General features: G+C 69.8%; 9 protein-coding genes. 6 read left to right on the forward strand and 3 right to left on the reverse strand.

What is annotated here, in order from left to right:
• Positions 1–5: 5 nt before the first annotated feature.
• Entirely contained in the window at positions 6–752 is a 747-nt protein-coding gene (locus ACLBWJ_RS09560; RefSeq protein WP_447660197.1) for an EI24 domain-containing protein, read from the reverse strand.
• A gap of 111 nt (positions 753–863) precedes the next feature.
• On the opposite strand from ACLBWJ_RS09560, the gene ACLBWJ_RS09565 reads away from it, so the two are divergent.
• Positions 864–2210 (forward strand): APC family permease, encoded by a 1347-nt coding sequence (locus tag ACLBWJ_RS09565; RefSeq protein ID WP_447660198.1) that lies wholly within the window; start codon positions 864–866, stop codon positions 2208–2210.
• Here the strand turns inward: ACLBWJ_RS09565 and ACLBWJ_RS09570 are convergent.
• On the reverse strand, positions 2195–2965 hold the full coding sequence (locus tag ACLBWJ_RS09570) for an IclR family transcriptional regulator (RefSeq protein WP_323986866.1): 771 nt from the start codon (positions 2963–2965) through the stop codon (positions 2195–2197). The two genes, ACLBWJ_RS09565 and ACLBWJ_RS09570, sit on opposite strands and share 16 nt — an antisense overlap.
• A gap of 162 nt (positions 2966–3127) precedes the next feature.
• On the opposite strand from ACLBWJ_RS09570, the gene ACLBWJ_RS09575 reads away from it, so the two are divergent.
• The 5 genes from ACLBWJ_RS09575 to ACLBWJ_RS09595 all read left to right on the forward strand — a co-directional run bounded on the left by ACLBWJ_RS09575 (position 3128) and on the right by ACLBWJ_RS09595 (position 10714).
• Complete coding sequence (locus tag ACLBWJ_RS09575; protein WP_023953611.1) at positions 3128–4063, forward strand: carbohydrate ABC transporter permease; 936 nt, start codon at positions 3128–3130, stop codon at positions 4061–4063.
• Positions 4060–4968: a carbohydrate ABC transporter permease gene (locus tag ACLBWJ_RS09580; protein ID WP_447660199.1), complete on the forward strand. Its 909-nt coding sequence runs from the start codon at positions 4060–4062 to the stop codon at positions 4966–4968. Before ACLBWJ_RS09575 ends, ACLBWJ_RS09580 begins: the two co-directional genes overlap by 4 nt.
• Before the next feature lie 28 nt (positions 4969–4996).
• Positions 4997–6283: a sugar ABC transporter substrate-binding protein gene (locus tag ACLBWJ_RS09585; protein WP_447660200.1), complete on the forward strand. Its 1287-nt coding sequence runs from the start codon at positions 4997–4999 to the stop codon at positions 6281–6283.
• 91 nt (positions 6284–6374) lie between these two features.
• Positions 6375–8630, forward strand: coding sequence for an FAD-dependent oxidoreductase (locus tag ACLBWJ_RS09590; RefSeq protein ID WP_447660201.1), 2256 nt, complete (start codon positions 6375–6377; stop codon positions 8628–8630).
• Between the two features lie 29 nt (positions 8631–8659).
• A complete protein-coding gene (locus ACLBWJ_RS09595; RefSeq protein WP_447660202.1) occupies positions 8660–10714 on the forward strand; it encodes an alginate lyase family protein in 2055 nt (684 codons plus the stop codon).
• Positions 10715–10819: 105 nt separating this feature from the next.
• On the opposite strand, the gene ACLBWJ_RS09600 is transcribed toward ACLBWJ_RS09595, so the two are convergent.
• Positions 10820–11842: a zinc-dependent alcohol dehydrogenase family protein gene (locus tag ACLBWJ_RS09600; protein WP_447660203.1), complete on the reverse strand. Its 1023-nt coding sequence runs from the start codon at positions 11840–11842 to the stop codon at positions 10820–10822.
• Positions 11843–11888: the final 46 nt, after the last annotated feature.

Raw genomic sequence — 11888 nt, forward strand, 5'->3', positions numbered from 1 at the left:
GGACCTCAGTCGTGCGCGTCCAGCACCGTCCGCGCCAGCCGGGTCGAGCCGGCGACGGCGGCCGGCATCGCGACGACGGCCCCGAGCGGAACGAGGAAGCACAGCTGCGTAGCCACGCCGAAGCCCAGGAACCGGGCGCGGTGCGTACGGCGGAGACGGCGCCGGTCGGCGGCCAGGATGCCGCGTGCGGACAGGGCGCGCGAGGTCAGCTCATCCGCGAGCAGCCAGCCGGTGAGCGACACCGCCGTGACCGACCCCAGCACGCCGCCGACGACGGGGATGAGGCCCACGAGGGCTGCGATGACCGCCGCGAGCAGACCGCGGGCGATGAGTCCGACCGCGTCGCCGACCGAGCGCCAGAATCCGCTCTCGCTGTCGGGAACGGGACCGCCGAGGTCGGCTTCGGCGGCTCGCCAGATGCGGTCGTAGAACGGCTCACCCACCATGAGGGTGAGCGCCGTGAACGACACCGCGACGAGCACGATCGCGCCGCCGAGCACCGCGGTGCCCGCGGCGACGCGCACGAGCGTCGCCCACAGCTCGGGCCATGCGTCGGCGAACGGGGTGAGGGCGTCGACGATCTGAGACAGAAAGGCGCCGAGCGCGATGAGGCCGCCGAGCAGCACGAGCCCGACGATCGCGGCGGGGATCAGGCCGAGCGCCATGACCCCCGGCCGGCGCGACCAGAAGCCGAAGCCGCGCGCGAGGTCGGCGGCGCCGCGGAGGAACGAGCGAGCGGGGGCATCGGACATGTCTCACATCCTGCCTGTATCGGGCGCCGCCCCGTGGCAGGTGCACAATCACAGATCACGCGCCGACGCCAGGGGTTGTCGGAATTCGGGGTGAGGCGCTGAAGTGATGCGATGACCAACGACACCAGTGCGCCGATCGCCGACGATCGGCCTGGACTGAAGCGGGCCATCGGAACCCCCCTCCTGTTCGCCTTCATCGTGGGCGACACCCTCGGCGCCGGCATCTACACGCTCGTCGGAACGATGGCGACGGACGTCGGCGGTGTGATCTGGCTGCCGCTGCTGATCGCGCTCGTCGTCGCGCTGCTCACCGCCGGCACCTACGCGGAGCTGATCACGAAATACCCGCACGCGGGCGGCGCCGCCCGTTACGTCGACAAGGCGTTCGGCATCCCGTTCCTGTCGTTCCTCGTGGGCTTCCTCATGATGGCGTCGGGCGTCACGACGGCGGCGGCGCTCGCGAACGCGTTCGCGGGCGACTACTTCGCCGCGCTCTTCGACATCCCGCCGATCCCCGTGGCGATCGCCTTCATCGCGGTACTCACCCTCATCAATCTGCGGGGGGTGCGCGAGTCGCTCGCCACGAACTTCGTGGCGTCGATCATCGAGGTCTCGGGCCTGGTCATCGTCATCTTCGTCGCGGCGATGGTCTTCGCCGGGGGCGGTGGCGAGCCGGCGCGCATCTTCGAGTTCGCCCCGGATGTGCCTCCGCTGCAGGGGGCGTTCGCGGCATCCATCGTCGCCTTCTTCTCGTTCCTCGGCTTCGAGGCGGCGGCCAATATGGCGGAAGAGGTGAAGAACCCGTCGAAGTCGTACCCGCGAGCCCTCTTCGGCGCCATCATCACCGCGGCGGTCGTCTACCTGCTCATCGCGATCGGCGCCGTCATCGTCGTGCCGCCGGCCGAGCTCGCCGAGTCGACCGGCCCGTTGCTGGATGTCGTGACCGCGAGCGGCGTCGCCATCCCGCCGTGGCTGTTCAGCCTCATCGCCCTTGTGGCCATCGCCAACGGTGCCCTGCTGTTCATGGTCATGGCCAGCCGCGTGGGCTACGGTCTCGCCGAGTCGGGTCTGCTGCCGCACGCCTTCGGCCGTGTGCTGTCGAAGCGCCGCACGCCGTGGGTCTCGATCCTCGTCGTCGCCGGTGCCACGATGCTCCTCACGGTCCTCGGCGACATCGGAACGCTGGCCGAGACGACGGTGCTGCTGCTCCTGCTGGTCTTCCTGTCGGCGAACATCAGCGTCCTGGTGCTGAAGAAGGACAAGGTCGAGCACAAGCACTTCTCGGTGCCCCGGGTCGTGCCCGTGCTCGCGATCATCGCCAGCGTCGTGCTGCTCACCCAGCAGACGGGGCCGGTGTGGCTGGGCACCGCCGGTTACATCGTGGTCGGGACGATCCTGTTCTTCATCGCGCGGGCGGGGCGTCGCCGCTCGGACCGCAAGGCTCAGGCCGGGCCCTGATAGCCGAGGCCCGAGCTGATGCGGTCGGCGGTTTCGACGACCGTGCGGCCCAGCTCCGCGCCGCGGGCCTCGAGATCGATCGCCGTGAGCGGACCGGAGATGGATACGGCCGCGACGATCTTCCCGCTGCGGTCGAGGATCGGCGCGGCGGTCGAGGCCCGTCCGAGCACGAACTCCTCGACCTCGATCGCGTAGCCGCGTCTCGCGGTCAGCGCGACCTCGCGGTCGAGCGCTTCGTGCGTCGTGATGGTCGCCTCGGTGAAGCCGGGCAGCTCCGGCAGCAGTCGCAGGCGCTTCTCGCGATTCGTGCCGATGAGCGTGGCCTTGCCGATGCTGGTCGCATGCAGCGGCACGCGCTGCCCCATCAGCGTGTGCGACTTCGGTGACAGCGGCCCTTCGAAGTTGCAGAGGTAGACCAGCTCCGCGCCGCGGAGGAGGGCGATGTTGACGCCGAGACCGATCTCTCCGGCGAGGCTCTGCGCGATCTGACGGCCGACTCGGTGTACCCGGTTCTGATTGATCGCGATGCCCGCGAGGGTTATGAGCTCGGCGCCGAGGAAGTACAGCGACGTCTGCGGATCGCGCTCGACCAGCCCGCCGGCCTCGAGAGTCGCGAGCAGGCGGGACGCGGTCGACTGACCGATCCCGGCTTCGCGCGCGACATCGCTCACGCGCATGGGTTCACCCCCCGAGAAGGTCTCGAGAACCGTGATCGCCTTCTCGACGCTCTGATTGGCGCCCTTCTCCGCAGCCATGCTTCCTCGCTTTCGCCGCCGATGTCCGTCACCCCATTATGCACATAGTGCATGACAGTTGCGCACTATGCGCACGTCGTGCACTCTGAGTTCGGCGACGCGGATAGTCGCCACCCCCGGGAGTCGCAGACGACGGCCCGGACGACGAAACGAAGGACGACGATGACCTCTTCGAGCGTGACCGCTCACGAGAGCCCCGGGCGGGGCCGACTCGGCTCGCGGCTGAGCGAGCGCACCTTCCTGGTCTTCCTGCTGCTGCCCGGGTTCGTGCTGCTCTGCGCGATCGTGCTCTACCCGCTGCTGCGGTCGCTCGTCTCGGCGTTCTTCGACGAGAATCTGCTCTATCCGGGCATGGAGTTCGTCGGGCTCGAGAACCTGTCCGCCGTCCTCGCAGATGACTTCGGTCGGCTCGTCTGGCAGACCCTCATCTTCACCGTGGGCGCGACCATCGCGCCGTTCCTGATCGGGCTCGCGCTCGCGCTCGTGCTGAACCAGCGCTTCCCGGGCCAGCGCATCCTGCGGGGCGCCTTCCTCATCCCGTGGCTGATTCCCGGGGTCGTCGTCTCGTTCCTCTGGATGTGGATCTTCGACGCCAACTACGGTGTGCTCAACGGCATCCTCATGAGCCTCGGCGCCATCGACAGTCCGGTCGCCTGGCTCTTCCAGACCGACACTGCTCGTGGCGCGCTCATCATCGCGAAGACGTGGAACACCTTCCCCTGGGTGATGGTCATGCTGCTGGCCGCACTGCAGACGGTCCCCGGCGAACTGCACGAGGCGGCCTCGATGGACGGAGCCGGAGTCGTCCGCCGATTTTTCGCCGTGACGTGGCCGCACATCCGCGGCGTCGCCGCTCTGGTCGTGCTGCTCGAGTTCATCTGGAACTTCCAGCACTTCGACACGATCTTCGTGCTGACCGGCGGCGGTCCCGCGGGCACCACCAGCACTTTCGCCACCGAAGTGTACGACACCGCTTTCCGCGGTTACGACCTGGGTCACGCCGGCGCGCTCGGCATCGTCTGGATGGCGCTGCTGACGGTGCTCGTCGTGGTGTACGTCTGGCTCTCCGAGCGCGGCGAGAAGGAAGGCTCACGATGAGCACCATCACCCCCGTTCCCACGCCCGCACCCGCGGCATCTCACTCGGCCGCCCCGGCGCAGCCGGCTCCGCCCCGCCGCCGACGCGGTCGCATCCGCTGGGGCATGTGGACCGCGCTCGCGGTGATCGTTCTCTTCGGCTTCGCCCCCGTGTACTGGCTCCTCGTGACTTCGCTCACCCCGAGCGACCGCGTGTTCGCCTTCCCGCCGTCCCTCTTCCCCACACAGGTGACGTTCGAGCACTACGCGACGGTCTTCGGCAACGAGCAGATCTTCGGCTACCTCCGCAACAGCGTGATCGTGTCGGTCGTGACCGCCGTGCTGTCGGTCGTGGTGTCGATGTACATGGGATACGCCTTCTCGAAGTATCGCTTCGCGGGCCGCAAGTCGCTGATGTACTTCGTGCTGTCGAGCCAGATGTTCCCGCAGGCGCTGCTGCTCGTCACGCTCTACCTCGTCTTCGCACAGTTCGGTCTCCTGAACACCTACCTCGCGCTCATCCTGTCGTTCACGACCTTCACCCTGCCGCTGTGCGTCTGGATGCTGAAGGGCTTCTTCGACGCGCTTCCCGACGACCTCATCGAGGCGGCGCGCATCGACGGCGCCGGTCCGTGGCGCATCTTCCACTCGGTCGTGTTCCCGCTGGCGGCGCCGGGGTTGGTCGCGGCCGGCCTGTTCGCCTTCGTCCGCGGGTGGAACGACTTCATCTTCGCGCTCACCCTCGCCGGGCCCGATCGGCAGACGCTGCCGCCCGGCCTCGTGAACACCTTCATCTCCGAGGCCAGCACCTCGTGGCCCGCGCTCATGGCGGCATCCCTCGTGGTGTCGGTGCCCGTGTGCGTCGCGTTCATCCTGCTCCAGCGCTTCCTCGTCGGCGGCATCACCGCCGGCGCGGTCAAGGGCTGATCCACCCACCCGATTCGAAGGAGAATTCATGGTCCAGGACATCTCGCGGCGCACGCTGCTGCGGTACTCGGTGTTCGGCATCGGCGGCGCCGCCGTGCTCGGGCTCGCCGGCTGCGCCCCGGGAGATTCCGGTGCGCCTGCCGCGACACCCGGCGGCGGCACCGCCACCGACTTCACATTCTCGTCGTGGAGCCTGTCGGAGGAAGCGGCGAAGCCGGCGATCGAATCCGCCCTGTCGAGCTTCCGACAGGCGGAGGGCATCGAGATCGACACGGTCGCCTATCCGTACAACGACTACCTCAATCAGCTGACGCTGCAGGTGCGAGGCGGTCAGTTCGCCGGTGCCGCGCAGCTCGACGTCGCCTGGCTGTCGGCGCTCGCCGCACTCGGGAAGCTCACCGACCTGTCCGCGTTCACGCAGGGCAAGGGGTACACCGACGCCGCACTGGGGGCGGGCAAGTCGGACGGCAAGCAGCTCGGACTGCCCTGGACGATCGGCGCCGTCGGCCTCATCGGCAACGCCGAGCTGTTCGACCGTGCCGGGGCGTCGCTCACCCCCGCCACGATCGAGGAGTTCGAGGAGGGCCTGCGTGCGCTCAAGGGGATCGGGGTGATCCCCTACGCGGCGAGCACGAAGGCCGCGCAGCTCAAGGACATCGTCGTGTGGATGCAGACCTTCGGATCACCGATCGTCGACGGCGACGAGTCTGCGATCGGAGACGAAGCGTCGATCAAGGCCGTCGAGTGGTACAAGAAGCTCTACGACGAGGGGCTCATCGCCCCCGACGTCGACCGTGCCGCGGCGCGAACCCTCTTCGCCCAGGGATCGACCGCGCTTTACGACGATGCCCCCGTGGGCAAATCCGCCGTGCTCTCGCAGTCGCCCGATGCTTCGCTCGGCGACAAGATGACCCCGATCGCGCGGCCGGTCCTCAAAGCCGGTCAGACCCCGCAGCATGTCCTCTGGGGACACCTGGTCGTCGTCGTCGACGGCGACGGGGCGCAGACCGCCGCCGACTTCGCGTCGTGGCTCACCAGCGACACCGCGCAGAGCGAGTCGTACTTCACGGCGCTCGGTCTGCCGCCGACGACGGATGCCGCTCTTTCGTCGGACGCGGTCACCTCGAACGCCTTCGTCGAGGCGTTCACGTCATCGATCACCGCGACGGCGAAGCCCAGCCCGCTGTGGAAGTACCCGGCGTACGGACAGATGGAGACCGCGATCGCCGAACAGGTGCAGGCGGTCCTCATCGGCCAGGCCCAGCCTGGGGCGGCGATGAAGAGCGCGGGGGAGGCGATCTCCCGCCTGCTCTGAGCCCGTCCGTCCCACCGCTCGACCAGACCGTCATCCGACCGGCGGGAGCCGTCTCGCTCCCGCCGGTGATCCCCCCTGCCCTGAAGGAACCATGCGCACTCAGAACATCGAATCCGACATCACCGTCGTCGGCGGCGGCCTCGCCGGCGTCTGCGCGGCGATCAGCGCCGCGCGGCTGGGGAAGCAGGTGGCGCTCATCGGCAACCGGCCGGTGCTGGGCGGCAACTCGTCGTCGGAGGTGCGGGTTTGGGTCGTCGGCGCGACGTCGCACGGAATCCAGCGGTTCGCCCGCGAGAGCGGCGTGATCGGCGAGCTCTACGTCGAGAACCAGTACCGCAACCCGGAGGGGAACCCCATCATCTGGGACGAGGTCGTGCTCGACGCGGTGCGGGCCGAGCCCAACATCCGGTTGTTCCTCAACACGGATGTGCGCGAGATCGACACCGACGACGTCGACGGCGAGCGGGTCGTGACGGCTGTGCACGGGTGGACGATGGGCTCGGAGATCGCCACGACGTTCCGGAGCCCGTACGTCCTCGACTGCACCGGCGACGGTCTCATCGGGTACCTGGCCGGCGCCGACTTCCGGATCGGTCGCGAGGCCCGCGGCGAGTTCGGTGAGGCGTGGGCGCCCGAGACGGCCGATGACGAACTCCTCGGCTCGACGATCCTCTTCTACACGAAGGATGTGGGCAGACCGGTCGACTTCGTCGCGCCGGACTCGGCGAAGGACATCACGGCCACCCCGATCCCGACGTCGCGGATCCTGCGGTCCGGCGACTCGGGCGCGCACTACTGGTGGATCGAGTGGGGCGGCCACCTCGACACCGTGCACGACAACGAGGCGATCCGCGACGAGCTGCGCTCCGTCATCTTCGGCATCTGGGACTACATCAAGAACTCGGGCCGCTTCGACGCCGACACCCTCGATCTCGAATGGGTCGGCACGATCCCGGGCAAGCGCGAGTACCGCCGATTCCTGGGGGACCATGTGCTGACCCAGAACGACATCCTCGATCAGGTCGACCACCACGACGCGGTCGCGTTCGGCGGCTGGTCGATCGACCTGCACCCGGTCGAGGGCATGTACGCCACCGAGGCCGGGGCGCACCAGCGGTACTCGAACGGCATCTACGGCATCCCGTTCCGCAGCTACTACTCGCGCAACATCGCGAACTTGCTGGTGGCGGGGCGCGACATCTCGGCGAGCCATGTCGCGTTCGGCTCGACCCGTGTCATGGCCACATGCGGCGCGGGCGGCGAGGCGGCGGGAACCGGAGCCGCGCTCGCGCTCGACCTCGGGGTGCGTCCGCGCGCGCTGGCTGCCGACCACGCCGACGAGCTGCGTCAGGTGCTCCTGCGCCAGGATGCCTCGGTGTTCGGCGTGCGCAACACCGATCCGGCCGACCTGGCGCGGCAGGCCCGCGTATCGGCGTCATCGGTGGCGACCACGCTCGACCCCGTCGAACTCGTGCCGGATGCCGCTGTCGCCGAGCACCCGCTCGACTCCGACCTCGGCGTGCTCGTCCCGGTGGACCCGCAGCTCGACGGCGTCGACGTTCTGCTGAAGGTGGCCCGCGCTGCCACCCTCACCGCCGGGCTGTGGACCACCGGGCGGCGGCAGAACGCGGTTCCCATCGACGAACGGATGCGGGTCTCGGTCGACGTGAGGGCAGCCGCCGACCCGCAGTGGGTGCGGTTGCCGCTCGTGTGGACTCCGGATGAGCCCGAGAACGTCGTCGTGGTCCTGGGCGCCGATCCCGATGTGAGCGTCGTCCTCGCCGAGGCGCAGGTGCCGGGAGTGCTGACCCTGCCGCACCGACCTCAGGCCGACGGTGATCAGAACGTCGCCGTCGACGAGTCCGAGAGCGTCATCGCGTGGCCGGCGATCCCGATGCGAGGACGCACGCCGCGCGTGCGCCTGCATCCCCAGACGTCGGCCTTCGCGGCCCAGCAGGCGGTCGGCGGCTATCAGCGGTTCTTCGGCGGTCCGAACCTGTGGATGTCGGGTCCCGACGACGCGGCGCCGCACCTCGCCCTCGCCTGGGATGACGAGCAGTCGATCACGGCCGTGCGACTGGTGTTCGATGACGACACCGACGTCGAGCTCAACACGCTGCATCACCACCGCACGCCCGACCGCGTGTTCCCCGAGCTGGTTCGCGACTACGTCGTGGAGACCTGCGGCGCCGACGGCGTCTGGGTCGAACGGGTCAGCGTGACGGCGAACCGCCGACGACAGCGTGTTCACGACGTCGAGGTCGACGGGGTCAGGGGCCTGCGGGTGCGGGTGACGGCCACCAACGGTGCCGCGCAGGCGCGGATCGTGTCGCTGCGCGTGATGTGAACACCGAAGACCCCGACGAAAGGTACGACATGAAGAATCGATGGAGATTCTCGCTCGCTGTGATCGGAGTCGTCGCGCTCGCGATACCGGCTCTGCCCGCGGTCGCCGCTGCGGCCCCGTCCGCGACGATCGAGGACGGGTTCGACGAGCTGACTCCCGACTGGCTGCCCGCAGCCGGAACATGGGAGGCGGCGGACGGCGTCGCGAGAGTCGTGCAGCCGGGGGCGTCACGCGGGTCGATCCTCGCGCTGACCGGCCGCGGCCTCGACGGGGAGGCGACGGCGACGGTGACCTTCGCCTCTGCGGGCGGGGGAGCCAGCGCGTGGGCGGGCTTCACGGTGCGGCGCACCGGCACGGCCGATGACTACACGCAGTCCGGTTACACCGTTTTCGTCCGCAACAGCGGCGAGCTGGCGGTCATCCGCGCCGCCGGCGACGGGCAGGTCGCCGTGCTCGGCACAGCGCAGACCGATGCCCGCCCCGGTTCCGGCCCGGTCACGGTCACGGCGTCGCTCGACGGCGAGCGGATGCGGGTCGGCCTCGGCGACGTCGGCGAGGCGACGACGCTGATCGATGTCACGGACGCCGCCTTCTCGGGCAGCGGGTTCGCGCTCGCGGCGCATCGCGACGTCCGGATGTCGGTCGACTCCGTGCAGCTGTCGGGCGTCATCGACCGCGCTGAGCCAGTGCCGACCGACTGCGTCGGCTGGTCGGGTGCACCGGTGACGGATGCGGGTCGCGGCGAGGTGCTCGTCAGCGACGCACGCATCGAGGCGGTGTCGGCGCGCATCGCGGCGGGGGAGCAGCCGCAGACGTCTGCGTACGCGCGTCTGCTCACGGCCGCCGACGCGGGTCTCGAGCGAGCACCTGCTCCTCCGACGACCTTCTTCGTGCCGTTCTTCTACAACGATCCGACCGCGCACCGTGCGGCGCGGGACGGGCTGCAGAACGACGCGAACACCGCCTACGAGCTCGCATTGGCGTATCGCCTGTCGGGTGATGCCCGCTACGGCGCGCACGCCGCGCAGTTCATCGATTCCTGGACCACGACGGTCGAATGCGTTCGCACCCGTGAGGACTCCGCGCTCGCCTTCAGCTACCACTTCCCGGCCTTCGTTCACGCCGCGGAGCTGCTGCGCGGCACGTCGGTGTGGAGCGCGGCGTCCGAGGCCGTGTTCGCCGGCTTCCTGCGTGAGACGGCGACGCCGGTCGCGGCGTCGATCTCGCATCGGACGAACAACTGGGGCAGCTGGGCCCTCGAGACGACGACCGCCGTCGCGGCCTACCTTGACGACGAGGCGGAGCTCGCCGCTGCGAACGCGCGCGCCGTCGAGCTGCTCGAGCACCAGATCGACGAGAACGGGCACCTTCCGGAGGAGGTCGACCGGAACAACGGCGTCGGCGATTACGGCATCTGGTACACGCACTTCTCCCTGCTGCCGCTCTTCCTCGTCGCCGAGACGCTGTCGGCGCACGGTCTGGACGTGCTCGATCACGTCAATGCGAACGGGCGCGGGCTCGCGGATGCCGCGGACGCCGCGACGGGATGGGTCGCCGACCCGGCATCCTTCCCCTACTACACGGGCGACCCAGCGAAGCTCGCGAACGTGCGCACGATCGATTACCTGCGTGACGCGGGGTTCACGGCGCACAGCATGAGCTACTTCGAGCTCGCGCAGAACCACTTCCCGACCGACGAGCGCGCAGCGCTGCTGGCCGAGGAGGGGCCCATGACGACGATCCACTCGGCGCCGTACCTGAGCCTCACCCACGGTGGACTCGCCGACGTCACGGCGGCTCCCGGCGAGGGTGAGCCGGGCGCGGGTGAGCCGGGTGCGGGAGAACCAGGAGGGGGAACCCCCGGCGACACGGGTTCGCCGGGAGGCTCGTCGGGAGGGTCGTCGGACACCGGTCCGGCCGGGGCGCCGGCGGGTGGCCCGGATGCCCAGGCGGTCGGCTCGCTCGCGGCATCCGGTGCTGAGGTCTCGCCCGCGCCGCTGGCGCTCGCGGCAGGGCTGAGCCTCGTCGGCCTGCTCCTCATCGTCGCCCGGGTGCGCCGGCGAGCGGTCACGACGCGGCGCTGAGCCAGGTCTGCCGCGGTCCCGCATGCAAGGGATCGCGGCAGACGCGCCGTGCCAGCGGCATCCTCGACGGCGTGTCGGATCGGATGCCGTGCATCCCGGTACCGGTCAGAGGGTGAGCAGCACCTTCGTGGCGCGGCGCTCGTCCATGGCCCGGTAGCCTTCGGCGGCGTCCTCGAGGGGCAGGGTCAGGTCGAACACGGCACCCGGGTCGATCGCCCCCGACATGATGAGGTCGATCAGCTCGGGCAGGTACTGCCGCACCGGGGCGGGGCCGCCGTGCAGGTGCACGCCCGAACCGAAGAGCTCGGCGCCGGGAAGCTCGACGTCGTGCGAGACGCCGACGTAGCCGACGTGGCCGCCGGCGCGGGTGGAGCGGATCGCCTGCATCATCGATTCCTGGGTCCCTACCGCCTCGATGACGGAGTGCGCGCCGAGTCCGTCGGTGAGCTCCTTGATTCGCGCGACGCCGTCGGCGCCCCGCTCTTCGACGATGTCGGTGGCGCCGAAGCGGCGGGCGAGAGCCTGGCGGTCGGCGTGGCGCGACATCGCGATGATGCGCTCGGCCCCGAGCTGCTCGGCCGACAGGATTCCGAGAAGTCCGACGGCGCCATCGCCGACGACCGCGACGGTCTTGCCGGGGCCGGCCTGAGCGGCGACGGCGGCGAACCAGCCGGTGCCGAGCACGTCGGATGCCGCCAGGAGGCCGCGGATCTGGTCGTCGGTGGGCTCACCCGGGACGACGACGAGGGTGCCGTCGGCGAGGGGGACTCGCAGCCGCTCGGCCTGCGAGCCGAGGCGGCCCATGGGAATGCGGTCGACGCAGTGCGACTGGTAGCCGTCGCGGCAGATCTCGCACGTGTTGTCCGAGGCGATGAACGAGCCGACGACGAAGTCGCCGACCGAGAGCCCGCTGACGTCGTCCCCGATCTGCTCGACGACGCCGACGTACTCGTGCCCCATCGGGATGGGACGCTCGATGGGGTCCTCGCCGCGATAGGGCCACAGGTCGGAGCCGCAGATGCAGGCCGCGGCCACCCGGATGACGGCATCCGTGGGCTTCTCGATCGTCGGGTCGTCGCGTTCCTCGACGCGGACGTCGCCGGGGGCGTGCATGATGACTCCGCGCATGGTGGCTGTCCTTCCGTAGCGGTTCTCCCATTCCACCTCATGCGAC

It is taken from the genome of Microbacterium sp. M4A5_1d (genome assembly GCF_053345465.1).

Bases quoted from the DNA above. Each gene is read 5' to 3' on its own strand.
- ACLBWJ_RS09595 (WP_447660202.1), top strand. From the start codon at position 8,660: ATGAAGAATCGATGGAGATTCTCGCTCGCTGTGATCGGAGTCGTCGCG.
- ACLBWJ_RS09600 (WP_447660203.1), bottom strand. From the start codon at position 11,842: ATGCGCGGAGTCATCATGCACGCCCCCGGCGACGTCCGCGTCGAGGAA.
- ACLBWJ_RS09580 (WP_447660199.1), top strand. From the start codon at position 4,060: ATGAGCACCATCACCCCCGTTCCCACGCCCGCACCCGCGGCATCTCAC.
- ACLBWJ_RS09590 (WP_447660201.1), top strand. From the start codon at position 6,375: ATGCGCACTCAGAACATCGAATCCGACATCACCGTCGTCGGCGGCGGC.
- ACLBWJ_RS09565 (WP_447660198.1), top strand. From the start codon at position 864: ATGACCAACGACACCAGTGCGCCGATCGCCGACGATCGGCCTGGACTG.
- ACLBWJ_RS09575 (WP_023953611.1), top strand. From the start codon at position 3,128: ATGACCTCTTCGAGCGTGACCGCTCACGAGAGCCCCGGGCGGGGCCGA.
- ACLBWJ_RS09570 (WP_323986866.1), bottom strand. From the start codon at position 2,965: ATGGCTGCGGAGAAGGGCGCCAATCAGAGCGTCGAGAAGGCGATCACG.
- ACLBWJ_RS09560 (WP_447660197.1), bottom strand. From the start codon at position 752: ATGTCCGATGCCCCCGCTCGCTCGTTCCTCCGCGGCGCCGCCGACCTC.
- ACLBWJ_RS09585 (WP_447660200.1), top strand. From the start codon at position 4,997: ATGGTCCAGGACATCTCGCGGCGCACGCTGCTGCGGTACTCGGTGTTC.